This window comes from Prevotella melaninogenica (genome assembly GCF_003609775.1).
In the GTDB taxonomy this organism is placed as follows: Bacteria; Bacteroidota; Bacteroidia; order Bacteroidales; family Bacteroidaceae; genus Prevotella; species Prevotella melaninogenica_A.
Genome location: NZ_AP018050.1, coordinates 1,187,433 through 1,213,849 on the forward strand (window position 1 = coordinate 1,187,433; position 26,417 = coordinate 1,213,849).

The 26,417-nt window shown below is 39.4% G+C and carries 15 protein-coding genes; 5 read left to right on the forward strand and 10 right to left on the reverse strand.

Going from position 1 to position 26,417, the window contains the following annotated elements:
• The first annotated feature begins 453 nt into the window (after nt 1–453).
• From PMEL_RS11485 to PMEL_RS11505, 5 genes are all read left to right on the forward strand, one after another.
• Nucleotides 454–3,162 (forward strand): endonuclease MutS2, encoded by a 2,709-nt coding sequence (locus tag PMEL_RS11485; protein ID WP_120175397.1) that lies wholly within the window; start codon nt 454–456, stop codon nt 3,160–3,162.
• Nucleotides 3,163–3,271: 109 nt separating this feature from the next.
• Nucleotides 3,272–5,365, forward strand: a complete 2,094-nt coding sequence (locus PMEL_RS11490) for an OmpA family protein (protein WP_120175398.1) — start codon at nt 3,272–3,274, stop codon at nt 5,363–5,365.
• 5 nt (nt 5,366–5,370) lie between these two features.
• Nucleotides 5,371–6,774, forward strand: coding sequence for a methyltransferase RsmF C-terminal domain-like protein (locus PMEL_RS11495; protein WP_120175399.1), 1,404 nt, complete (start codon nt 5,371–5,373; stop codon nt 6,772–6,774).
• 70 nt (nt 6,775–6,844) lie between these two features.
• Nucleotides 6,845–7,639, forward strand: a complete 795-nt coding sequence (locus tag PMEL_RS11500; RefSeq protein WP_120175400.1) for a thymidylate synthase — start codon at nt 6,845–6,847, stop codon at nt 7,637–7,639.
• 172 nt (nt 7,640–7,811) lie between these two features.
• On the forward strand, nt 7,812–8,297 hold the full coding sequence (locus PMEL_RS11505; RefSeq protein ID WP_120175401.1) for a dihydrofolate reductase: 486 nt from the start codon (nt 7,812–7,814) through the stop codon (nt 8,295–8,297).
• Between the two features lie 668 nt (nt 8,298–8,965).
• On the opposite strand, the gene PMEL_RS11510 is transcribed toward PMEL_RS11505, so the two are convergent.
• The 10 genes from PMEL_RS11510 to PMEL_RS11555 form a co-directional block, all read right to left on the reverse strand.
• Nucleotides 8,966–11,389 (reverse strand): BamA/TamA family outer membrane protein, encoded by a 2,424-nt coding sequence (locus PMEL_RS11510; protein WP_120175402.1) that lies wholly within the window; start codon nt 11,387–11,389, stop codon nt 8,966–8,968.
• A complete protein-coding gene (locus tag PMEL_RS11515) occupies nt 11,376–16,505 on the reverse strand; it encodes a translocation/assembly module TamB domain-containing protein (protein ID WP_231999432.1) in 5,130 nt (1,709 codons plus the stop codon). Before PMEL_RS11515 ends, PMEL_RS11510 begins: the two co-directional genes overlap by 14 nt.
• A 649-nt stretch (nt 16,506–17,154) precedes the next feature.
• Entirely contained in the window at nt 17,155–17,748 is a 594-nt protein-coding gene (locus tag PMEL_RS11520) for an IMPACT family protein (RefSeq protein ID WP_120175404.1), read from the reverse strand.
• Nucleotides 17,749–17,768: 20 nt separating this feature from the next.
• Nucleotides 17,769–19,016, reverse strand: a complete 1,248-nt coding sequence (locus tag PMEL_RS11525) for a DUF1015 domain-containing protein (protein WP_120175405.1) — start codon at nt 19,014–19,016, stop codon at nt 17,769–17,771.
• Nucleotides 19,017–19,105: 89 nt separating this feature from the next.
• Entirely contained in the window at nt 19,106–20,023 is a 918-nt protein-coding gene (locus tag PMEL_RS11530; RefSeq protein WP_120175406.1) for an NAD(P)-dependent oxidoreductase, read from the reverse strand.
• Between the two features lie 90 nt (nt 20,024–20,113).
• On the reverse strand, nt 20,114–21,184 hold the full coding sequence (gene serC, locus PMEL_RS11535; protein WP_120175407.1) for a 3-phosphoserine/phosphohydroxythreonine transaminase: 1,071 nt from the start codon (nt 21,182–21,184) through the stop codon (nt 20,114–20,116).
• Between the two features lie 207 nt (nt 21,185–21,391).
• Nucleotides 21,392–22,705 carry a DEAD/DEAH box helicase gene (locus PMEL_RS11540; protein WP_120175408.1) on the reverse strand — a complete coding sequence of 438 codons (1,314 nt, stop codon included), beginning with the start codon at nt 22,703–22,705 and terminating at the stop codon, nt 21,392–21,394.
• Between the two features lie 2 nt (nt 22,706–22,707).
• Nucleotides 22,708–23,913 carry a tetratricopeptide repeat protein gene (locus PMEL_RS11545; protein ID WP_120175409.1) on the reverse strand — a complete coding sequence of 402 codons (1,206 nt, stop codon included), beginning with the start codon at nt 23,911–23,913 and terminating at the stop codon, nt 22,708–22,710.
• Nucleotides 23,910–25,022: a tetratricopeptide repeat protein gene (locus PMEL_RS11550; RefSeq protein ID WP_120175410.1), complete on the reverse strand. Its 1,113-nt coding sequence runs from the start codon at nt 25,020–25,022 to the stop codon at nt 23,910–23,912. Before PMEL_RS11550 ends, PMEL_RS11545 begins: the two co-directional genes overlap by 4 nt.
• Before the next feature lie 82 nt (nt 25,023–25,104).
• Nucleotides 25,105–26,367, reverse strand: coding sequence for a tetratricopeptide repeat protein (locus tag PMEL_RS11555; RefSeq protein WP_120175411.1), 1,263 nt, complete (start codon nt 26,365–26,367; stop codon nt 25,105–25,107).
• Nucleotides 26,368–26,417 lie beyond the last annotated feature (50 nt).

A 26,417-nucleotide genomic window follows, 5' to 3' on the forward strand; every position in this document is an offset into this window, starting at 1 on the left:
TACGTTTTAAGCCTATAATGCAATTGTAAATACCATCAGCACCATACGTGCGGAGCATCAGCACCAATGGTGCGGAGTATCAACACGTCATGTGTTTGATTATAACACGTCAATAGAGAATGGGAAGGTTGAACAGTTCTTGTCGTCATTATATAATAAAAAAGCTACTGATAACTAATCTAACATGTGAGATGTTTTATCTGAGAAAAACACAGTCATTGAGTTTGCAAACTGTACTATTAGTGCTAATAATAGTCTATTGTGGTTTATTAATCAACTTGGCTTCAAAGGTTCTTCATTTATACTATCCATATTACAGAAACATTTTGTAAATTTGCAGTTCAATAGGCTGCTTCATAATATTAGCAAATATGGATTGTTGATTTAGTAATTTTACAGAAAAAATAATACTGAAATAATAGCCTAAAAATAACACATAGTGAAGATTAAGAAATGATATATCCCAAGAACTTTGAGCAAAAAATTGGTTTCACGGAGGTTCGTTCACTCCTGCGTGCACGCTGTCTTTCACCGTTAGGAAAGGAACAAATAGATGCAATGAACTTTTCTACTGATGTCACACAGGTGAATACTTGGATGGAAGAGATTAGAGAGTTTCGCAGAATACAAGAGGGACAAGACGACTTTCCTTTAGATAATTTCTTTGATGTACGCGAAAGTGTGGCACGAATCCGCTTGGAAGGAACCCACATGGAGGTGGAAGAACTTTTTGATTTGAAGCGTTCATTAGAGATAATTATTGCTATTGTGAACTTTCTGAGCCGTGGAGAGGAGACTGAACAGGGCGAAATACGTCATTTCTATCCTGCTCTTTACAATCTTGCTGATGGTGTTGCAACCTTCCCTTTGCTTGTTCAGCGCATTTCGCAGATTATCGATAAATTCGGTAAGATGCGTGATAATGCCTCTCCTGAACTGCTTCAGATACGTCGTGAGTTGGCTCGCATCGAGGGAAGTATCTCACGCACACTCTATGGTATCTTACGTGCTGCGCAGGGAGAAGGACTTGTTGAGAAGGATGTCACACCAACTTTGCGTGATGGTCGTCTGGTTATTCCTGTTGCACCGGGCTTAAAACGTAAGATTTCGGGTATTGTACATGATGAAAGTGCTACGGGTAGGACTGTCTATATAGAACCAACAGAGGTTGTTGAAGCTAACAATAAGATTCGTGAACTTGAGAATGAGGAGCGAAGAGAGATGATTCGTATTCTCACAGAGTTTGCTAAACAGGTACGTCCTAATGTACGTGAGATACTCGACTCTTACAATCTTATGGCGGCTGTAGACTTTATTCGTGCAAAAGCTGAGCTTGCTCGACTCTTTAAGAGCTTTGAGCCACAGGTGGCAGAGAATCCTCATATTGACTGGATAAGAGCTATTCATCCTCTACTTCAATTATCATTAGAACGAAAGCATAACAATAAATTAAACTATTCATTATCTGGTGATAATAACGAAATAGATAAAGTTTCTAATGAGGTTGATAATACACAAGACTACGACACAATATTAGAAGAAGAGAACAATACACGCAATGTTCCTTCAAGTGTTGTTCCCCTCGATATTCAACTCACAAAAGACAAGCATCTGTTGATTATCTCTGGTCCGAATGCTGGTGGTAAATCGGTTTGTTTGAAAACTGTGGGTTTGCTTCAGTATATGCTTCAATGTGGTCTTTCAATTCCTGTTGGTGATCGCTCAACCACTGGTATCTTTACGGATATTATGATTGATATCGGTGATGAACAGAGTATTGAGAATGACCTTAGTACCTATTCTTCACACTTGATGAATATGAAGATGATGATGCGTCGTGCTTCTGATCGTACGCTTATCCTTATTGACGAGTTCGGAACTGGTACGGAACCACAGATTGGTGGAGCAATAGCTGAGTCTGTTTTACGTCAGTTCTGGCAGAAACATGCTTGGGCTGTAATTACAACTCACTATCAAAATCTCAAGCATTTTGCGGAAGAACACCCTGGCACAGTCAATGGTGCGATGCTCTATGACCGCCATGAAATGCGCCCACTCTTTCAGTTAGCTATCGGTAGACCCGGTAGTTCGTTTGCTATTGAGATTGCTCGAAAGACGGGAATACCTGAGGACGTAATTCGTGACGCATCTGAAATTGTAGGTTCTGATTATATTCAGAGTGACAAATACTTACAGGATATTGTTCGAGATAAACGTTATTGGGAGAACAAGCGTCAAACCATTCATAGTCATGAGAAGGAATTGGAGAAACGTATCAGTCAATATGAAAAAGATATTGCAGCGTTAGAACAAAGCCGTAAGGAGATTCTTAATCGTGCTAAGGCACAAGCTGAAGAGATTATTAAGGAGAGCAATCGTCGTATAGAAAACGCTATCCGAGAAATTAGAGAGAAGCAAGCTGAGAAGGAGGAGACCAAACGTATTCGTCAAGAATTGGCTGCTTATGAGGCAGGATTATTGGATGGAAATAAGAGTGATAAGCCTAAAACCTCGAATAAGAAGAAACTAAAAAGTAGTGGATTACTCTCTGATGACGATTTTCAGAAGAAGGTTGATAAGATTAAAAGTCGCAAGGAACGCCATGAACAGCATCTGAAAGAAAAAGCAAGTAAGCAGCAAGCTGCTGCTGAGGCATTGAAGAATGCCGTACGTAAACAGCAAGGAGGTGGGCTCGTTATGGCTGGTGATTCTGTACGTATAAAGGGTCTAACGTCTGTTGGTAAGGTGGAATCTATTGAAGGAAAGCAGGCAACTGTTATCTTTGGTGGTATGAGAACTAAGATGGCTATTAGTCGTTTGGAGCATGTTGATGCGGCAACTATTCAGTCAGAACAGAAGCAATTCCAAGCTTATAACTATAGTCGTGAGACTCGTGAAACCATTGATAAGCATCGTAACCAGTTCCGACAAGAGTTGGATGTACGTGGTATGAGGGCTGATGAAGCCTTAAATCAGGTGCAATACTTTATAGATGATGCTATCCTTGTTGGGGCAAGTCAGGTGCGTATTCTTCATGGTAAAGGCAATGGAATACTTCGTCAGCTCATCCGACAGTATCTTGGCAGTGTTCCTAATGTTACAAACTATCGCGATGAACATGTACAGTTTGGCGGTGCAGGTATCACGGTTGTGGAACTATAAGTTAGTTGACGAGTTTACAAGTAAACAAGTTTACGAGTTATTTCTTTTATTAGAAGACAGATAAAGAATATAGGCAATAAATTGAAAGAGCAAGCGTTAGAATATTAATATGAACTACCTAAGGCTTTTACATATACTTCGCAAACAGCGACAGAATCTTCTGTTAGCTGTTGGTGTCACGTTGATGCTGACGTCATGCGGTATAGATAGAAATATTAAGAAAGGCGAAAAACACCTTTCCTTGGGCGAATATTATGACGCTGCGACCCAATTCAAAACAGCTTATCAGCGTACATCACCTAAGGATAGACGCCAACGAGGAGAGTTGTCTTTGAAGATGGCTGAGTGCTATGAGCGTATTTCGTCTTCTCAACGAGCGATAGCAGCTTATAGAAATGCTATCCGTTATAAACTGGATAATGGTGAGACGCATAAGCGTTTGGCTGATAATCTAATGAAGGAAGGTAGTTATGCGGAGGCTGTTAAGGAGTATCGCATTGCGCTTGATTCAATGCCTAACAATCAATTGATAGCTCAAGAGCTTCAGGCTGCATCAATAGCTGCAAGCGTAAAAGAGCGTGGTTCGAAGTATATTGTGAAGCGTATGGACGTGTTTAACTCACGTCGACAAGATTATTCGCCAATGCTTTTCGGTGATAAATACGAACAGCTTTACTTTACTTCTACACGAAATGAAGCCAAAGGTGATGAAGTGAGTGGTATTACTGGTGCAAAGGCTGGTGACATCTTCCTTAGTGAAAAGGATGATAAAGGTAAATGGAGTACTCCAAAGGCTATTGAGTCTGCATTGAATACAGAGGCAGATGAGGGTACACCTGCTTTCTCTGTAGATGGTAGGGAGATGTATATTACACAATGCTTGACTGACCCCAGCAACCCTCGCTATGCTCAAATATCAGTAAGCAATCGCTCTGATGCTGCTTGGGGAAAGGCTAATAAGTTGGAAATTAGTCGTGATACGCTATCGAGTTTTGCGCATCCTGCTGTTTCACCAGATGGTAATTGGCTTTATTTCACCAGTGATATGCCAGGCGGAAAAGGTGGTCTTGACATCTGGCGTGTACGTCTGACAGGGGGTACAACAGGAGGTGTTGAGAACCTTGGAGAACCAATCAATACTCCTGGAGACGAGGAATTTCCTACTTTCCGACCTAACGGTGACCTTTATTTCTCAAGTAATGGACATGGTGGTTTGGGGGGGCTTGACATCTTTATAGCTAAAGTTGGTAGCGATCGTCGCTACCACTTGGAACATCCAGGATATCCTCTTAACTCACAAGGTGACGACTTTGGTATGACTTTCGAGGGTATTCATAATCGTGGTTTTTTCTCTTCAAACCGTGGGGACGGACGAGGTTGGGATCATATCTATAGCTTTGAACTCCCTGAAATCATCCAGACTGTGAAGGGATGGGTCTATGAAATGGATGGTTATGAGTTGCCAGCTGCACAGATATTTATGGTTGGTGATGATGGAACCAACAAGAAGTTAGCCGTCAAAGGTGATGGTTCTTTCGAACAAGAGATACAACCTGGCGTTAATTATATCTTCCTTGCAACCTGTAACGGTTACTTAAATCATAAAGAAGAGATAAAGGTTGGTAATGTAGATGATTCTAAAATACATACCCTTCAGTTTGCTTTAGCAGGAATCAACGTACCTGTATTGATAGACAACATCTTCTATGACTTTGATAAAGCGACACTTCGACCAGAATCAGAGAAGGCTTTGGATGCTCTTGTCAACCTACTCAAAGAGAATCCAAACGTAACAATAGAACTCTCAGCTCACACTGATTACCTTGGTTCTGCTGATTATAACAAACGTCTTTCACAACGACGTGCAGATGCCGTAGTGGCTTATCTCACTGCACATGGTATCGTTCGTGACCGCCTTACACCAGTTGGATATGGTAAAGAACGTCCTAAGAAGATTCGTAAGAAGGTCACAGAGAAATACTCTTGGCTGAAAGAAAACGATGTACTCACTGAAGATTTCATTAAGAAACTTGATAAGGAGAAGCAAGAAACAGCCAATCAGTTGAACCGCCGTACTGAGTTTACAGTGCTTCGAACAACATACGGCATGTTTGATGAGAAGGGAAATCTTAAGCAACAGCCAAAACCAAAGAAGAAAGAAAGTCTTGATGATGATGGAATGATAATTATTGACATTCCCTAAAGTATATGACAAAAGATAATAGCCAGCAATATCAGGCAGCACAATCTTCTTGTTCTTTTAATTCAGATGGGCAAGAAGTAAGGGGTATAGAAGAAGTTGAAAAAAGACTTCCTCATGCCTTCACAGATTATACTCGTAGTCTTTTTGGTGATAGCCTTTATCATACATTCCTAAAAGGGTTGGACGAAATAGCACCTGTGAGTATTCGTCTAAATCCCTTTAAGTTGGCAGAAGGCACTCATAAAGTTAATCCAGAGTTGAATCCTCAGCCTATTCCTTGGTGCAAGGATGGCTATTGGTTGGAAACAAGACCTAACTTTACGTTTGACCCACTACTCCATGCTGGAGTTTATTATGTGCAGGAAGCATCATCTATGTTTCTATCTCATGTTTTACAACACTTGGTAAAACAGCCTGTTATGGCACTCGATCTCTGTGCTGCTCCAGGCGGTAAAACAACTTGCGCACGTGCATCCTTACCTGCAGGATCCTTTCTTTTCTCTAACGAACCGATAGGAAAACGAGCACAAATATTGGCAGAGAATGTACAAAAGTTTGGTCATGATGATGTCGTTGTTACAAACAACTACCCTCGTGATTATAAAAAGTCAAAGCTTGGTTTTGATGTTATCATTGCCGATGTTCCTTGCTCTGGTGAAGGAATGTTCCGTAAAGACCCACAGTCAATAGAGGAATGGAGCCCACAGAATGTTGAGAATTGTTGGCAACTTCAGCGTAGTATTATTGCTGATATATGGGACAACTTAAAGCCAGGAGGTATTCTCATTTATTCTACTTGTACCTTTAATGCACATGAAGATGAAGAGAATATTGCATGGATTCTCAACGAATATGATGCAGAACTTCTCTCTGTACCTACAGAAGAGGCATGGAATATAACAGGATCACTCATTGATAACCCACTTAATGACGGTCGGGATTTCCCAGTCTACCGATTCCTTCCTGGTAAGACACGTGGTGAAGGAATCTTTATGGCTATCATTCGTAAGCGTGGAGAGAATGATGCGCTTAATAGTAAGACAACTATTGATATTGATAAAGCTATCGCCGAAGGTCGTAAACGTCTTCGCATTCTCTCGTATGGAGTAAAAGAAGGAATACAAAAAGGGAAGACAATTATTCCTGACCATACGTTGGCACTCTCCTTTTCTACTGATAAATCGGCTTATTCTACTGTAGAAGTTGATTACCAAACAGCTATTGCTTACCTTCGTCATGAGGCTATCGTACTGACTTCAGAAGCTCCACGTGGTATCGTACTGCTTACTTATAAAGGGTTTCTGATAGGCTTTGCAAAGAACCTCGGAAACCGTGCAAACAATCTTTATCCACAGGAATGGCGCATAAAGAGTACACATATACCAGACGAGCCTTTGGTTCTTTTATAATATAAATGTAGACAAGAAAAATCCAGAAAACAATATATTCCTACAATATCTTAGAAATAAACGGACAATTATGCAACAATATTTAAACCTCCTCAACCGCATCCTCACAGAAGGAACACAGAAAGGTGATAGAACCGGAACTGGAACTTTATCTATTTTTGGACATCAGATGCGCTTTGACTTGCGCGATGGTTTTCCACTATTGACAACTAAGAAGCTTCATTTGAAGAGTATTATTTATGAATTACTATGGTTCTTACGTGGTGATACGAATGTGCGTTACCTACAAGAGCATGGTGTAAGGATTTGGAATGAGTGGGCTGATGAGAATGGTGAACTTGGTCCAGTCTATGGGCATCAGTGGCGTTCATGGCCTGATTACAAGGGTGGTACTATTGATCAAATTAAGAATGTCGTGGATATGATTAAGCACAATCCAGACTCACGTCGTATGATGGTTACTGCATGGAACCCAGCAGAGGTGGATGATATGGCTCTCCCACCCTGCCACTGTCTTTTCCAATTCTATGTTGCAGAAGGTAGACTATCGCTCCAACTCTATCAGCGTTCAGCTGACAGCTTCCTCGGTGTACCTTTTAACATTGCGTCATACGCTCTCCTTTTGCAAATGATTGCACAGGTTACAGGACTCGAAGCAGGTGAATTTATTCATACTACAGGTGATACACATCTCTATTTAAATCATCTTGAGCAGGCTAAACTCCAACTTACTCGTGAACCACGTACACTGCCAAAAATGAAGATTAACCCAGATGTAAAGGATATCTTTGACTTTAAGTTTGAAGACTTTGAACTTACTGATTACGATCCCTTGCCACATATTCCAGGAGTAGTTGCAGTGTAAAAAAGCCTCCCCCAACCCCTCTGAAAGGAGGGGAGTGCAAATAGGGAGTAGCTATTCTCTTAATTTTGTAGTAAAGTATATTAGTCAAGAACTTTAAATCCTTCACCAAATTGATTGCTAAATCAGTACTCCCCTCCTTTGGAGGGATTGGGGGAGGTCAAAAAACACCATTATGGAAATAAATATCATTGCTGCAGTAGCAGCCAATCGTGCCATTGGTTATCAGAATGATATGGTCTATTTCATTAGAGAAGACCTTAAGCGTTTTAAGCAACTAACAACAGGACATACTGTTATCATGGGGCGTAAGACCTTCCATTCATTACCGAAAGGTGCACTGCCTAATCGTAGAAACATTGTACTCAGTAGAACGGAAACAGACTTCCCTAACTGCGATGTCTACTCTTCGCTTGAAGAAGCTCTTAAACATATAGGGACAGAGGAAAAGGCTTTTATCATTGGTGGGGCAAGTCTTTATAAAGAGGCGCTTACTATTGCAGACCATCTCTACCTCACAGAGATAGCTGCTACTCCTCCACAAGCAGATGTTTTCTTCCCAGAATATAATGATGGTACGTGGGTTGTAGAATCATGTGAGGAACGTCCTGCTACTGATGATAATCCTGCATACGCATTTGTAAACTATGTAAGGAAATAATCTTTACCCCAAACTCCTGTTCTCCAGAGAGGAGAATAACAAGAATTGAGTTATATAGTAGTATAACTAAATATACAAGATAATTCATTTTAAAAGCTCCTAACTATAGGAGCTTCTTGTATAATAGTATGTTTCCACTTTACTATTTGTCAGATATTTTCCACAGTTTCAATTCTAATACATGCTCTTTTAGCTTTTAAAAGATGCTTAATTGGCTTTCAAAAGATGCCCTTTTGAATGCTAACTAACGCCCTTTTGAACCCTTACTAAGCACCTTTTAAAATGCAAGTTTATAACTATTTGTACTGCTGTGAGTTACAAACGCATAAGAAAGAGGTGTTTTTTGATAAATAAACACTCACAACTTCGTTACTTTTGTAAAGTCTTTTCGTTTGCATATAGTTGTTTAAAAGTACTTTTCTGACTCTCTACTGCTTTCTTTTAAATGGTAATATTCAATGTGTTTGGTATTAAAGAACATGAGTACTTACCATCAACACCACATGTGTTAAGCATCAGCACAATATGTGTTTGGCAAAAACACGTAAGTGAGAATTGATGTTAGATCATATTATAGTTATAGTCTTAGAGAATAATAAGACACAAATAAAACTATTCAGCCCCGCTAATCGAATTAACGGGGCTGAATAGTTGAAAATCATACAAGATTAGAATGGCAAACCAATTGCCAAGTGGAAGGCTTGTGCATCCTTAAATTTAGATATGTTATAGAAGCCTGTTTTACCCGTTTCATAAGGTACGTGTAATCCAAGTCCCCAATCAAGACGAATCATAAAATAGCCAATATCGTAGCGTAGACCAACTCCCGTACCGAGTGCCATTTCATTTAATACATTCTTTATCTTGAAATGTCCTTCTGGTCGACCATCGTCGTAGTGCATTGTCCAAACATTACCAGCATCGAGGAAAACTGCTCCGTAGAGTGAACCCATAAGGTGAGGACGATATTCAAGATTGAATTGCAGTTTAATATCACCTGTTTGCTCTACGTATGAACGTCGACGCTGCGTTGAGCGATAACGTCCTGGACCTATTTGTCGGGCATTAAACGCACGGATACTATTAGCTCCACCCACATAGAATTGTTCAGTATAAGGTGCAAAACGACTATTACCATAAGCCCATAGCGTACCCAAATTGACGTGGGCAGCAATACCACTCTTCTCTCCTATGCTCCATACTTTTGTAAGATTGGCATCAACTTTGAAAAATTGTGCGTATGGATTTTTGAAAAGTTTCTTTTCTTTTTCACTCCAACGTCTGCCGAACGCCGCATAGCCTGCAGATAAGATATTAGATGCTTCACTAACAGTTACCCATGCCTTAATAGGACTCTTATAATGAGCTGGACTCATAAAGGTATATTGGAACATCATCTTTGGTATGAACTGGTCTGCCAATGATACTTCAAGATATGGAACACTATCTATCAATTCAAGATAACGGTCGGTCACGTTATGCATATACTCATAAGTCAATGTCAACGGAGAGAACGAATAACTATTACGTTCGTTTGGTTGCCATTGGTATGTTAACTCGCCAGATACAACGTGGCGTTTGAAATACTTAGAACGATTCAATACATCTACAGAAGCTTTAAGCGTAGTTGATGGTGTCGTATAATAAGTGCGTGGACCCTTTGGAATATAAACAAGTCCCTTCTCTGCAGCTTCAGCACTCTTTCTCTCTTCTCGTTCCCAACGCTTTCGTGGTGGTGTAATGAAAGGATTAACAAGACGTGGGAACTGTAGACTTGCTTCAGCACCATACTCGTAGTTATTCAATCCAAGTCGATCATTACCATTATCATCAGTACTTGCAGACCATTCGTAAGAGCCATGTACGCGCAAGTTAAGTTTCTCACCGCCACGAAATGCATTACGCTTCGTTAGACCAATGATGCCTTCTGGACCATATCTTCCACTGGTCTTTCCCTTACCATAAGCCTCAATATAAAAATCATAAGGCTTATCAAAGACACAATTAATTGTCATGTCCAAGACATTACACGTATCGGTAGTGTCACGAGGAGTGAATGTGAAGTTTGTAGCAGCGAATAGTCCACTACTGTTCAATTGCTGCTGGCTCTTTTCAAACAATTCATTATTGTAAACAGTACCAGGCCATATCTTCAAGTCATTAGCTATTGCACGTAGACGAAGCGGCATGTGCGAACCATTATAATTTACAATAACATCACGAAAACGCCGTTGCTGAGTAAGAGAATCAATAAACTGACGCTGTAAATTGATATTAATTGTTCCAATAGTCCACTTCCTCAAAGCTTTTTCACTTACTGAATCAGCCATTTGCAAACGAATAGATGCTAAACCATAAGCCTTCGTTGTATCAGCAAGATAGCTTGCATCGTTATTCTGATAATAATAGTAACCATTATTACGGAAAAGCTCTGTTATTCGCTTACGTTCTTGCTCAAGTGTTGCTACATCAAAAGCATCACCCTTGCGAATAATAGCTTTATCCAGATTCTTTCGTATCAAACTATCTGCTGAAGGCGGAAAGTTAGTATATTGTACGCTATCAAGCAGCCATAAACGTCCCATATCAACAGCATACTGTAAGCGCATCTTCTTTGGATTACTCTGTGCAAGCTTCTCGTAGCTTATCTTTCCATTGAAATAACCGCGCTTACGTAAGAGATTCTCACCCACCGTTACACGTAAGTCTGGTGTTGTTGAACTCATCAATACTGGTGAAGAACCAAACGCGCGTACTAACCAACGACTGAATGCTGTTGTGTCTTGTGAAAAAGCATTCCATATCCATAAACCGACAGGGAAAGGAGAACGTACACTGGGACTACCCAACCAAGCAGCGTTAGGCTTAGTTGCAAGTACTAAGTCTAATTCTTCTTTCACATCATTAAAATGCTGATTTGATTGGTAATTACTGTATTTTGTTGATTCCATACCTGTATATAAGTATTCACCATCAGGGATGGCTGAAGTCGTACTACAGGCTGCAAGCATGAATAAGAATGCCATAAAAACGAATAGTTTTATGACTCTTTTTTTACTTACTGAACTTATATGATTATTATTTCTTTTCATTTACAAAGTTGATTAATGTGTCGCGTTTAGGCTTCTCTGTCTGTGGCTTTACCACAGAATTATCCTCTTTGAATCGGAAAATATCCTTGAAATGGCGTAACTTACGGCGCCACATGAAGCCAGCTCCAAACTCACTCAAGTTACCTTCCAACCAATCGTATGCCTCACGCTCATAATAGAGTTTCAAATACTTTGTTTCTTTCTGATTAAGACGATACTCAAGTGAGAAATTATCGAAGTAAGCACCATTATCTTCAGAGAACTGTGAGCCTGTAGATACTCGTCCACCCATGATAATACGTAGGCGATTATTCCACAAACGTTTTGAGAACTTGAAGGTATAGTCTGTGTGTAAGTTACCATTCACATCGGCAGCACTTTCCATGTTGGCTGTTAAGTCGAGCCCCATTGAGTTGAGTGCCTTACCCGTAATAGAGTTAACCTGTGTCTGTAGGAAGCCTGCTAATGCACCACTCATAGCTGTATTGGCGCTTGCTGAGTTATCGCCATCAAAGTACATACCCGATGCCAACATCGTAACTGCAAGTTTTGAACGTTCCTCAACACTCTTGATATTAAGAATATTCTGCATCTCTTGATCATCTGGAGCGGTGATGATAAACTCAACTCCAGGTTTAGGGAATTGCTTGCTAAGACTTACACCACATTCAAAATCAACGATTCTACTTTCCCCAGAACCACTGGATACACTTGTTCTTACTTCTTCTGTTGCAGTAATTTTCAGTGTAGGCTTCATTGGATCACCTGTAAACTCAAGATAACTTCCGTCTTTAATATTGAAAGTGCGGAGTGGAATAACTGGCAAAGAGTATTTCATCTTACCATCACTCAACGTATATCTACCACGAACCTGCACTCCATTTGTTGGGTCATAGTTAAGAAGTAGATTGCCACCACCAACGAAGTCGACATAATTAGACTGGTCAGCATTCAACGCACAGAAGACATGTGCTTGCTCATCAATATCTACACTAAGAGCCATTGTAAAGCCCATAATATCTGGACGTTTAATAACATCAATTGTAGAATCATTGAAGTTAGTAAACTGAACAAGGTCTTTTAATTCATCATCCGTAGTAAGTGTACCATCACGTACCACGTATGTAACATCTGTACTACCTAAAACGTCAAGTTTACCAGTTAACTGTAAATTGCTTAAAAGTCCATTTATTCGTCCTGAAAAGTCAACAAAAGCCTTTCCATAAACTTCTGAACGAGGATTTTTCTTCGCATCAATAATTTGGAAGTTCTTAGCTCTCATTTGCGCATCAAGCTTCATCTTGTCCAGATCTGAGAAGTCTAAGTATCCTGATATGTCAAGTGGTGAACCATTACTTGCAAATAGCTCAAAGTTCTCAAACTGAATATGGCTATTGCGTATTTGAACAGGATCATCAGCGAAGCGCATCTTTATACCGTATGGAACACTCACCAAGTAAGACGAATCAAGATAAACTTCACCATTGATATCCAACTTCTTCAGCGGACCTTTTACCGTTAACGTACCTTCTCCTACTCCATCGAGTCCTACAATTTGGTCAGGAACAAAGCCATTGACGTAATTCAGTGGGAAACGATTCATCTCTAAAGTAGCATCAAGTTCTCCAGCCCCTTCACTGTTATAGGTTCCTGAAAGTACACCGACTTCCTTTCCGTTTTGTGTTATGATACCATCCACATAGTGAGAACCGTCCCCCTTAGGCATATAAACAAACTGTGTACCCACATCACCCATTGGACTATTCTCATAAACAAGCTTCTTAATAGTCATATCACTTGATATGGTGAGTTCTTTATCAGTCTGAACAAGGTGGTAGTCACCATCCAACATACCTGACAACTTCGGTGCAAATGGTAAGACTTTAAGCAAATTACCCAACTCAAAATGGTTCATTGATAGTGTTACATTCTGCAAAGATGTTGAATCAGTGTCTACTGTTGAAACGAGCATACCTGTTCCATCAGCAGCCTCCAAGCGAAGATTAGCAGATAGACGACGGTCATGACCAATATAGATATAATTGGAGTCGTTAACTGTAAATGACTTATAACCTAAGATTGACTGAGGAGAAATGATTGAAAGTTGTATTCCCCTACCCTTCATAGCTGCCTGCATAGCCAAATCAAAGCCAGTCTTTCCCTTATTATCAAGGATAGTTGCATGTGTCTGCAAGCCATGTTCATAGAGTGCACCTTGCAAGTATCCATGATAAGGATAGGCGTTCTTAGGATTATTTCTTACAGATAGTGTATAGTTCAACTGGCCATCAATACTGGTAAGGTCAGCTCTGATACTATCTAAATGAATATCATTATATACCAAAGAGTCAATATTTATCCGTCCATCAAGTCCCTTTGTAGGAGATGATGTTAGATTTATATCAGCCTGACTAAAGGCATAACCATCTTGTGCTAACAAGTTAGAGAATAAGTTGTCACGTCCACTTCGAAGAGTAAAATGTCCCATAGGCAACTGACGAAGTATTGCAGCCTGATCAATACGTCGATTAGTCAATTGCTCACGAACAGCCTTATAAATTCTCTTTCCACTTTCTGTCAATTGATTAACACTACTGTTAAACGCTGTATTGAGACGGAAATCTCCACCATTCAAAACAGCATGAACAGTATCACGACGACTCATAAGATCGATGTTTACATCTCCGGGAGCGTAGGTGCGGTCTTTATCGGTAACACGAAGGTCTCCTATCAAACCACGAACATTCATGTCGTCTTTACCAGACATAGCAAACGAGGTATTAGCTGAGAAGCTACTTGACATAGCCTTGTCAACAACTCCCAACTGATAAAGGTCTACACGTGGGAATACTCCATTTATTGAGCCTTCAATTTGTTCACCACGCATGGTTGCATCAAGGTTAAAATTACCTTCTGCTAATGGTACACGCTCTCCCTTACGCTGTTCACTTAGTAATAGATTTCCTACATTTCCGCTTACAGCATAGTACTTCTTCATATCAGAGCGGAGCGTAATATCAGCATCTGCAGAGGTTATATAATGCTTATCTATAAATCCAAATGCATGTAAATTAGCTTCAGATAGATTTCCTTTTACGTGAGTTTCAAGACTATTAGCGCCTACATCAGCCCGCACATTAAAGTTTCCAGCTGCAAGAAGTTGACTCTTCTTTCCTCCCTCTTTCAAAAGACGGAACGAACGAAGTGGACCACTAACATGATGATTGTCCTTCATATCCGAACGTACATCAACATCAGCCCATGTAGAGACAACATATCTCTGATCCATAACTCCCATAGCATGTAAGTCAACACGACGTAGCCAACCACGAAGATGACCATCTACAAGTTTAGCGTTTACTCTGCCTTTATAGGTGAAGTCGCCACCTAACATACGATTTGTACTCTTCACGTGAGCAGACAGTTGCTCTCCTTGCTTTGATATATCACCATTCAAGCCATCCAATACATAGTTGCCATATTTGAAACTACGAATACTAAGACTTAGATTTGTTGATGATTTCGGACTTAAGATATCAGTTCCACGACCTTGTGTCTTTATACTTCCCGAGAAGGCTGACAATCCCATATTAGGTAAGAAACGCTGAACTGGAAAAGCAGTAGCATCTGCTATAAGACGATAAAGTTCTGTAGCAGTATTGTAAGCACCATTCAAACGAATTCGACCACCACCTTGTGTCAACTGTATATTACCCGTATAAAGCGTTTTACGTACATGAATATCTCCGTTTATACCTACTCCACGTGGGAATGATATTGTCTTACGCACATCGTGTGGCAGTAGCTTGGATACAAAACTAAGATTATTGGCTATTCCTTTTAGTTTTAAGTCACTACGAAGATGACCAGCACCAGACATCATGTCAGCAATCCAACCTGTTCCTGTAAGGTCAAAGTAACCCGGCATAGCCAAACGCAGCTGTTTGAATGCAGCTGAACGAAGATTTCCTTCCAGTTGTCCTTTTACGATAATTCGTTGATTAGGAATAGCTTGATAGATATTTTTTGGAACAGAAGTTAAGAATGGACGTAAGTCTTCCAGTCGTAAAAATCCATCTAATTGAGTAGATATCTGTCCAGGATTCTTATCTGCAAAAGCATTCATATCCATCATAAAACGTCCTGAAAGCTCAGTATTAGGTAGTCGGAAATACATATCAGGAAGATTGATACTTGTAGAATCCATAGAGAATGGTCCACGGAAATCCTTTACTATCAGTCCACTTTTTTCATTCATATTGGCAGTACGAACACGCAAACGAATTTTAGGAGCAGCATATAGGAATGAATCTATACCCAAATTAATATCCTGCATGTTTATATGCGCTGCATCAAAGCCTGAACTTGCATGTCGCACATAATTTTGGTCATAACTAAATTCACCGCCTTGCCAGTCTACGTTGGCAACCTTGTATATGTTATCATGTAGCAAAAGTTCAGTTCCCGTAGCCATTGCTCTCTTGAAGTTAGCACGAACGCTCATTGTATCTCCAGGCATGTGAAGACGAAAATCTGTTTTTGTAAGATTAAGTTTATCGATATTGATACGCCAAAGTGGTTTCTGTTTATTAGGATCATCGGGTACGGTATCGCCCAATGCAATATCTATCCATCCGCCTTCAATATCTGCTTTGTTTACACGAATAGAATCGCCAACAAGATTAACCGCATGGCTAACAATATGCAAACGTTGCAAATCACCACGAACACGAAGGTCACCGATAAAGTTAACCGTATTTGCTTTTAGTTTTGTAAATGTCAGCTCATTTACTTCTACCCTACTTTTAAGCAATGGCAATAAGTCTACATTTGCCACTAAACGATGTACGTCTGCCACCGTATCTTTCTTATTAGGAATAGAATCATTCGGACGAAGCATCTTCAGACCATCCAACTGAAGATCTAATGGAAAAGAAAGATTGACCCGTTCGATACTTACTTCCATTCCTGTTTTATCAGAAACATAGGCAGCCACACGTTTTACAGCCCAATTTTGAACGGGTGGACAATATAGTAAAGCAACAAGGATAAGAAACAGAATGACTGGTGTTGCAACAATAGCAATCAGCCATTTCAAGCTCCTTTTCATGTTCATTATGTTAGTCATTGACAGCTTTCTCAAAATATATCCTTACCTGGGTAGGATTAATACGTTAGTAAACTTAAATAATTAACTGCAAAGTAACACAAAAAAAATGGAATAGAAGAGTTTAGTAAGGTAAAAAAGCAAAAAGAGAATGGGATAAAATAAGGTTCTCCTGTTTATTGTCTAATCGCCTTTCGTATCGCTTTAATAGAAAAACGGAAATTAGATATAAAACCAACACATAGCCAATATTGTTAACTAATTATTTTCCCTATATCTTCCTATACTAAAAATCGATTCATTATTATACCCCAAAAGTACAGATGAAGGGATGATATAATATTTACAAAATGCTATGATAAACACATATAAATAATGATAAAAATACTGCTAAAAAGAAAGTCTGCAACCAACAGTAAATCAACTGGTTATCAATATGTATTTTAAAAGGTGCTTAGTTAGACTTCAAAAGGGCGTTAGTAACATGCTTAAAGGGCATCTTTTGCAAGTCAATTGGGCGTCTTTAAGAAGCTAAAAGAGCGTATGTTATTTTTGAAGAGTACGAAAATAGTTTACAATAACAATAAGTGATTGACTTTTTAAGCCTTAGGCTAATTAGACTAATAAGGCTAATTTGCCGAATATCCCAAAGAGGTACTTACTCAAAAGATAACTTCTTCAGTCGAGTACGCAGTTCTTCTGCCTGCCCTTTTCTGATAAAAAGGACAACCTCGCAGGTATTGTCAAATACTTGATTAACAATGCGAGGATTCATTTCTTTAATAATTCGCATAACATCGTTCATCATCGGATAAGTAAATGTATATTTTACTTCCTCCTCTATGAATTTTTCTTCAATCTCGCTATTTGCTAAAGCATCTGCAGCAGCTTCACGATAAGCCACAATCAAGCCACCAGTACCAAGATTGATACCTCCATAATAACGAATAACACAAATAAGTGTATTTGTTAATCCATAACTGTCAATTTGTCCAAGTATAGGCTTACCTGCTGTAGAAGATGGTTCTCCATCATCATTTGTACGAAATTCTGTTCCATCAAAGCCTACTCTATAGGCATAACAACAATGACGTGCATCATAATACTTCTTTCGATATTCTTTTACAATCTCTAATGCTTCTTCAACAGAGTCAACATGATGCGCAAAAGCGAGGAACTTACTCCGCTTTTCAGAGTAATATCCCTCGCTAATCGCTTTCTCTTTTATTGTCTTATATTTATCGCTATCCATTCAATAGTTTTAATCTTGTATTAATCCAGTTTATGGATGACAAGACCAGAACGAAGTTTTGGCTCAAACCATGTTGCCTTAGGTGGCATAATCTTACCACTATCAGCAATGTCCATTATCTGCTGCATAGATACAGGATAGAGTGCCAATGCCCAACGCATTTCACCACTATCGACACGACGCTTCAGCTCTCCAAGACCACGCAGACCACCAACGAAGTCTATACGTTTGTCTGAACGGAGATCCTTAATGCCCATCAGTTCGTCCAAAATCAGTCGACTTGAGATGTCAACATCAAGAACACCAATAGGGTCATTATCATCGTATGTGCCAGGTTTCGCTACTAAGCTATACCAGTTTCCGTCGAGATACATTGAGAACTCATGCAACTTTGCAGGACGATATTCGTTCTGACCTTTCAATTCAACAGTGAAGTTCTTCTCCAAAGCTTTTAAGAACTCTGCAACTTCCATGCCATTTAAGTCTTTGATAACACGATTATAGTCAAGAATGGTCAATTGACTTGCTTGGAAGCATACTGCCATGAAGTAGTTATACTCTTCATCACCCTTGTGATTTGGATTATTCTTAGCTTTCTCAGCACCTACCAAAGCTGCAGCTGCAGAACGATGGTGTCCGTCTGCAATATAAAGACTTGGCATCTTCTTAAACTCCTCTGTTATAGTCTTGATGTCAGCTTCATCAGTGATTACCCAGAACTGATGTCTGAAACCATCATCAGGTGCGACAAAGTCATATTCAGGCTTTGTTGCAGCATAACGTGCCAACAAGCTATCAAGAACTTGATTGTCAGGATAAGCAAAGAATACAGGCTCAACATTGGCATTACAAATGCGAACATGTTTCATGCGGTCCTCTTCCTTATCTCTACGTGTCAATTCATGCTTCTTAATATTGCCAGTCAGATAATCGTCAACATACGCTCCAACAACAAGACCATATTGAGTCTTGCCATTCATTGTTTGTGCGTAGATATAATAATGTTCCTTATCGTCTTGGACTAACCAGCCTTCATCTTGAAATTTCTGGAATTGTTCAACAGCACTATTATAAGCTCTTGGATCATATTCACTTGTGCCAACCTCAAAGTTTATTTCTGGTTTGATGATATGATATAAACTCTTCTCGTTGTCACCAGCTTCAGCGCGTGCTTCTTCTGAATCCAAAACATCGTATGGACGACTGGCAACAGATTCAACTAAGTCTTTTGGAGGGCGAATACCTTTAAAAGGTTTGATTACTGCCATAGTGTTATTTTTTAGAAATTAATAAAAGGATTGAAAGCCACAATCTTACTTAGTAGATTAAGGCAATCAACCCTTTATTTATTGAAAAGTTATTTGTTTACTTGGAATGTTGTATCACCTGTAGCAAAGAATGCATTAATTTGTTTTGCTGCTGCGATACCAGCTTTATTATTGGCTTCAGCCGTCTGAGCACCCATCTTCTTAGGTGTAGAGAAGTAGCGACCTTCAAACTTCTTGAACTCAGCATCAGCGTCAGGCATAATATCAGTCACAAACTTCAAGTCTTCACGCTCAGCCATCAACTTCAGAAGTTCCTCCTCATTAATAACTTCCTTGCGGGCTGTATTAACGAGAATACCCTTCTTTGGGAGAAGGTTAACTAAACGATAATCAATACTCTTAACGGTCTGTGGAGTTGCAGGGATATGGAGTGAAATAACATCACAAACTTGGAATAATTCATCCTGTGTCTTACAAGCATGAACACCCGCTGCTTCAATAGCCTCTGCTGGGCAGAATGCATCGTATGCGTACACTTCCATACCAAAGCCTTTGGCGATACGAGCTACATTACGACCAACATTACCGAAAGCAAGAATACCAATTTTCTTGTCCATCAATTCGGTGCCTGCCTTGCCATTATAGAAATTACGTATAGCATATACCAACAAACCAAATACAAGTTCAGCAACTGCATTAGAGTTCTGACCTGGAGTGTTTTCTACAACAACATTTTTCTCCTTGGCATAGGCTGTGTCAATAGAGTCATAACCAGCACCTGCACGAACAACTATCTTCAACTGTTTAGCTGCGTCAAGTACTTCTGGTGTAACTTTATCAGAGCGTACAATCATTGCATCAGCATCTTTTACTGCTTCAAGCAATTCAGCTTTCTCTGTATATTTTTCAAGTAGAACAACCTCATGTCCTGCATTCTTAAGTTCTGTTGTAATACCTTGCACTGCAGATGGTGCAAATGGTTTTTCAGTTGCAATTAAAACTTTCATAGCCTTAATGTTTTGGTTAGATATAGTAAAGTTATCGTTTAGACTCAGCAAATGGTAAGTTTACCACTGCTAAGTCTAATGATAATAAATTTAGTGCTTTGCTTCGAATTCCTTCATTGTTTCTACAAGTGCCTTGCAGCCTTCAACTGTCATTGCGTTGTAGCAGCTCGCACGGAAACCACCAACATCACGGTGCCCCTTGATACCTACCATACCTTTTTCTGTAGCAAACTTAAAGAACTCATCCTGAAGTTCAGCATACTCATCGTTGAGAACGAAGCAGATATTCATGTAAGAACGATCTTCCTCACACTTAACTGTACCACGGAACAACTTATTGCGATCAATTTCACCATATACAATATCAGCGCGTTCCTTAGCAAGTTTCTCCATTGCTTCTACACCACCATTAGCCTTAATCCAACGGAGATTCTCCATAGCTGTATAGATTGGCACTACAGGAGGAGTGTTAAACATAGAACCCTTCTTGATATGTGTACGATAATCCAACATTGTTGGAATTTCGCGCTGTACACGACCAAGGACTTCATCCTTAATAATGATAAATGTCACACCTGCCATAGAAAGATTCTTCTGAGCACCACCATAGATACAATCGTACTTAGAAACATCAACTGGGCGGCTGAATATATCTGAAGACATATCACCAATCATACGTACTGGTACGTCCAAATCTTTGTGATACTCTGTACCATAAATTGTGTTATTGGTGGTAATGTGTAGGTAATCCAAATCTGTAGGAACGTCGAAGTTCTTAGGGAGATATGTATAGTTTTCATCTGCTGATGAAGCCACTTCAACAACTTCTCCGAACATCTTAGCTTCCTTCATTGCCTTCTTTGCCCAAACACCAGTATTCAAATAACCAGCTTTCTTTATCAAGAAGTTGAAAGGAATCATGCAGAACTCAAGTGATGCACCACCACCCAAGAAAAGCACTGAATAGCCTTCAGGGACATTTAACACTTCCTTTACTAAAGCCATTGCTTCATCCATTACTGGCTGAAAATCCTTTGAACGATGGCTGATTTCTGCAATAGAGAGACCAATTCCATTAAAATCTAAAATAGCACTTGCTGTTTTCTCGATTACTTCGCGTGGAAGGATACATGGACCTGCACCAAAATTGTACTTTTTCATCTGATTGTTTAGTTTAAGTTTGACTTATGTTTTGTAGTTATTATCAGTATTAAATATTCTAATAGGTTTTATAGTATACGATGCGAAGATACACTTTTATTTTTATACTTCCAAATAAAATATCAGTTTTTTTTATCAACTAAAATTAGGTGTTTTATACATGTGGGCGTGCACGATAAAGAAAAAGGTGACACATTGTAAAATGTGTCACCTTACCTCTTCCACAACGGTACGAATACCCTTTATTTTTTCACCTTTAGTCAATGAAATTATTTCTTTTATCTTTGTGCGTAAAATCGCTACATAAGTAAAACGATCCTTTACATCTATCTTTCCAATCTCAGAAGAATTTAATCCTCCTTTTTTACAAAGAAAGCCAACAATATCCATTTTTGAAATTTTATCTTTCTTTCCTTTACCTATATATATAGTAGCCATACGTGGCTGAGCTGGTTTAGGTAAAGATGCTGGAATCTGATATTCTTCATGCTCATTGGTAACATACTCTGGCAAATGTTCTTCTGGACCAAGAATGAAGAAGGTTCGTCCTTCTTTATCCCAACGTGCTGTACGCCCTACTCTATGCACGTAGCTATCTTCAGTTTCAGGGAAATGATAATGTATGATATTATCAACATCAGGAATATCCAATCCACGTGAAGCTAAGTCTGTACTAACAAGTATTGGTGCAGATCCATTAGAGAAACGATAAAGGGCAGCTTCACGTTCACGCTGCTCTAAACCACCATGGAACCAACTAACGGTAAAACCATTCTCTTTTAAGAATAAGGCTGTACGTTCAACAGAGTCACGATAATTCAAGAAAACAATACTACTCTTGTCACCCAAAGAAAGTAAGAGTCTTTTCAGCACTTCAAGCTTATCTTTTTCAGGACTTGTAACGGTATAAAGACGAATACGATCAGGAATATTCTCTTCATCTGTACGATAATCCAAATGAACAGTTCTACCCATCGAAACAAAATTCGGAATTGTCTCAGACTCTGTTGCTGAGAGAAGAATTCGTCTTTCGATCTTAGGCAATTTACAGAGAATACTCATCATCTCATCTTGGAACCCAAACTCAAGACACTTATCAAACTCATCAATCACAAGCCATTTAATTGTTTCTGCATTGATGTTTGACTTGTCAAGATGGTCATTTAAACGTCCTGGGGTTGCGAAGACTATCTGAGGTTTTACATCTCTCAATACACGATGTTCTTCCATCGTCGGACGTCCACCATATAAAGGCATAGAACGCAAGCCGCTACCCATATCTTTAAGTACGTTAGCAGACTGTAATGCTAACTCGCGTCCTGGAACTAAAACAACAGCTTGCAACTCATCAGATGAAGCATCTAACCGCTGAATTAATGGCAGAAGATAGGCATAAGTCTTACCAGAACCTGTTGGAGACATTACTACAACATCTTTACCCGTATGCAACACTGCATCAGCCGTAGCCTCCTGCATTGCATTGAGTGTGATGCCAAGTTTACCAATAATATCGTTGTTCATCTTTATTTTTCCTTTCTCAACTTATCAATTTCATCAAATTCCTTACCCATATTCAAATTAAGGTAAATTGTATACAAAGGGGCTAACCATTTACTCTTTGCTGTTGGAGCAAGCTCTCTGTATTTCTCCATATAGGGTTTAGAACGTTGATATAATGTTATTATCTTTTCTTTATTTGCACGATACTTCTGCCTATCCTTGTTTAATTCTATCGCCTGATTGAAATATGCAAGTCCTATGTTATAATAAGCATCTGCATAAGAGTCATTATCTTTTATCAACTGCTTACAAACTTCAATACACTCATTATATCTTCCGAGGTTAAGCAGTGCTGTACTCTTAGCAAATCTAAACAAAAGACTTGTAGAGTCAGCTTTCAATGCACGGTCTGTTATTTCTAATGCCTTCTGATGCTCTCCAATCTTGGCATAATATTCAACCAATCGTGGAAAGAAGAAAGCAAAGTTCGGATATTGTTCAAAACCTGCTTGCAATGACTTTACATACATAGCTGTATCCTTCTTAACCAAATATGCTTCAGCTTCATACTGCCTTACAAAGTTAAGCATTGAGGTATCACGTTCCGCTTGGTCTTTAAAACGCATAATCTTATCAGCATCGCCCAACTTATAACCACAAAACATCGCCCAATAAGCTGCGTGTGGAATAAGAGCATCACGCTGCATATAATCATAACTTTCAAAGAGAGGATAATTTGCAGATAACAAATAATCTGTGTAATAATCAAAAGCCGTCTTATAGTCTTTCTTATGGACAAAATATGAGCCTCCATTAAAAAGATTAGGACGGATTGAATTTAAGAAAGCTGCATGTTTTGCTCTATACTTAGCACGTACCCTTCCTTTTGCATCTGGCTGAGCATCAAGAGAATCAAAACGTGACATAACATCATACAGCTTTCTTGTTACAGAAAAGAGAGCCGCCGTGTCATACTTTTGTTTCAAATATAATTTTTCGTTTCCCTGCTCATATTGCTTTGTTAAAGCATCACAGAGAAGAAGCCAGATTTTGCTATTCTTCTTAGATGCAGAATCAACAAGCAAGCCACGAAGTGTGTTTTCTGCTTTTGTGAGTTCTTTTCCCGACTTTATCTGATCGCGCACAGTCTGGAGTTGCTTCTTCTGAGCAACACCAGTAAGCGGGAAGAGCAGACAGATGTATATTAAAAATAATTTTATAGACTTCACTTTTTAAAATTTGTTACAAGAGGTTCAAGTTCTTCAGCCTTAATTTTGTCGTTTAATATAGTATAATCCAAATAGAGAGGGCCAACCCAGTCTACTCGATTTCTACGGGGGTCTTTTGCTCTCACACGTTCAAGATAAGTACGTGCTTCTGCAAAATATTTCATATACTCATTATCTGACACTTCTTCCTTCTTCTTTCTTCGTTCAGCTACATCCTCACGTGCAGCCAATCCAATAGTATTCAGACATACACCAATATTGTAGGCAACAGGAATACTGCTTGGATCTATTTCGTCAGCTTGCTTGTAAGCATCTATTGCTTCTTCCCAACGTTCAGCATGCATAGCAATTTCACCTTTAAGAATCCATGGCACTGCTGAGTTTGTGTTCTCCTCAAGAATTCTATCAATAAAGTCTTCAATATTAAACTTACGTGTAGGATTTTGATAGAACTTCATTATCCATGAAAAATACTTCTCATTTGTAGGATCTGTGCGATAAAGTCGTTGTATTACAGAAAGGTAACGCAAGGAGTCCTCCTCTGTCACCATCTTACTATTCATGCACTGAGCTTTAATTTCTGCTGCTGCCTGTGCTGTTTCATCGTATTGCATAGCAATGTCAGCATATTCATCAGCTTTTTCCAAGTTACGTGCTTTTAAATAATAATAAGCAATGTAATAAGCAGCAACACCAGACTCGTCAATATTATCCTTTACCAATGGAGATTTACGAGCTTTTAGATATAATTTTAAGGCATCAAGTCCTTCATTTCTCGTATAACTTCCTTTGCTGAAATATTTACCAGCATCTATCAACATTGGGTGCAGAACTGCAAGACGATTCTTATTTTCCTCCTCAAACTTAGGATTAACTTTTCCCTTTCGATTAGGCATTCTGTCAAATTCATCACTTTTCAATGAATATTCCACACCATCAACAACAGCATTGAAAATGGCTACAGAATCCCTATTCGAACGTTTCTCTACACGGGAGAAAGCATCTTTTGCAAGGCGGTTATAAGACTCTGCCTGCTGATAGGCTTCTTGTGCCTCTGCGATATTCCAACTTGTAACAATAGAAATAATCAGTATGAGTACTTTTTTCATCAACTATAATTTAGTAACACAAAATCCCCTCTTATATGACTTAACTTAATAATTCATATAAGAGGGGAATATTAAAGTCGACTTACTGCTGAACACCAGCAATAGCTGCAGCCTCCAATGTTTCAGGAGCCTGAGCACCCTTTACAAAGTAGTAGCAACCATAAAGTGGGTATGCCCATGAGCTTTTCTGCTCTTTCATTACATCAAGGTTCTTAGCAGCCTCAAGATATGTAATAGCCTTGTTGTAAACTTCGTTAAACTGAGCACGTGCAGCTGGTGACAATACACCCTTCACAGATGCTACACGGTCCTGTGCCTTATAGAACCAGCACTGACCAATAGATGCATTGATAGCAATCTTTGCATTATCATCCTTTACCAATTCCAATGCCTTAGAAAGGTAATCAGCAGCCTTCTCATATTCCTTCTTCTGGCTTGCGAACTGACCGAGCATTACCAACGCACCATAGCTATTAGGATTCTTTGCAAGAGCAGCGTTTACGATTTCCTCTGCCTTGTTCTGCATACCAAGTGAGCTATAGATTGATGTCAAAGTTGTCAATACAGCATCATTCTCTGGATCCTGAGCATAAATAGCAGCAAGTTTGTCTGCGTAAGCAACAGAGTCCTGACGATTTGTAAGCTGTGCACCCATGATAGCCAACTGCAACTGCTTTGCATCCTTACCACGGTCCTTGCTCTTTACTGCGTATTCAGCATATTTCTCAGCTTTCTTATAGTCCTTATTCTGATAAGCATAATAGGTTGCGAAGTAAGCAATCTCATTCAAGTTATCATCCTTAGACTTATCAAACTTTGAGAACATTGGATCATCAGCAGAGTCTACGTAGCGAGCAAGATACTTATAAGCATTTGCATCATCCTTAGCACCCTGATAGAAGATACCACCATTGATAAGCTGAGCACGGAGTGGATAGAGCTCATCAGCAATACCTGTATACTTAGGCTTAACCTTACCCTTTGCGTTAGGCATATTGTCATACTTAACAATCTCCTCAGCAGCATCGAAAGCCTGACCTACAGCCTCGTAGAGACCTTTCTCGTCAACAGGCTTGTTGCCTTCCTTACCCATCTGCTGATTGGTTTGGTTCTCAAGCTGAACACCCTGCTCTGCACTTACCTTCTTCATAGCAAGTTGATAGAGCTTGTCATAAGCCTTTGCCTTCTCAGCATTGTCTGTAAGCTGTCCAATGTTAGCCTTTACGAGCTCTGCAGCTTCTGCATAGCTCTGTGCTTTAAGAATTGCCTTTAGTGGCTCGCTGTCACCAGCGAATGCAGCAGATGTACTGAGTAACATCAATGCTGCGAACATTAACTTCTTCATATTAGTGATCTTTATTAAAAGGTTTATAATTCTATGTTAATTCAGAATTT

Coding starts and splice junctions, on each gene's coding strand:
- PMEL_RS11485 (WP_120175397.1), top strand. CDS start 454: ATGATATATCCCAAGAACTTTGAGCAAAAAATTGGTTTCACGGAGGTT.
- PMEL_RS11490 (WP_120175398.1), top strand. CDS start 3,272: ATGAACTACCTAAGGCTTTTACATATACTTCGCAAACAGCGACAGAAT.
- PMEL_RS11495 (WP_120175399.1), top strand. CDS start 5,371: ATGACAAAAGATAATAGCCAGCAATATCAGGCAGCACAATCTTCTTGT.
- PMEL_RS11500 (WP_120175400.1), top strand. CDS start 6,845: ATGCAACAATATTTAAACCTCCTCAACCGCATCCTCACAGAAGGAACA.
- PMEL_RS11505 (WP_120175401.1), top strand. CDS start 7,812: ATGGAAATAAATATCATTGCTGCAGTAGCAGCCAATCGTGCCATTGGT.
- PMEL_RS11510 (WP_120175402.1), bottom strand. CDS start 11,389: ATGAAAAGAAATAATAATCATATAAGTTCAGTAAGTAAAAAAAGAGTC.
- PMEL_RS11515 (WP_231999432.1), bottom strand. CDS start 16,505: ATGAACATGAAAAGGAGCTTGAAATGGCTGATTGCTATTGTTGCAACA.
- PMEL_RS11520 (WP_120175404.1), bottom strand. CDS start 17,748: ATGGATAGCGATAAATATAAGACAATAAAAGAGAAAGCGATTAGCGAG.
- PMEL_RS11525 (WP_120175405.1), bottom strand. CDS start 19,016: ATGGCAGTAATCAAACCTTTTAAAGGTATTCGCCCTCCAAAAGACTTA.
- PMEL_RS11530 (WP_120175406.1), bottom strand. CDS start 20,023: ATGAAAGTTTTAATTGCAACTGAAAAACCATTTGCACCATCTGCAGTG.
- serC (WP_120175407.1), bottom strand. CDS start 21,184: ATGAAAAAGTACAATTTTGGTGCAGGTCCATGTATCCTTCCACGCGAA.
- PMEL_RS11540 (WP_120175408.1), bottom strand. CDS start 22,705: ATGAACAACGATATTATTGGTAAACTTGGCATCACACTCAATGCAATG.
- PMEL_RS11550 (WP_120175410.1), bottom strand. CDS start 25,022: ATGAAAAAAGTACTCATACTGATTATTTCTATTGTTACAAGTTGGAAT.
- PMEL_RS11555 (WP_120175411.1), bottom strand. CDS start 26,367: ATGAAGAAGTTAATGTTCGCAGCATTGATGTTACTCAGTACATCTGCT.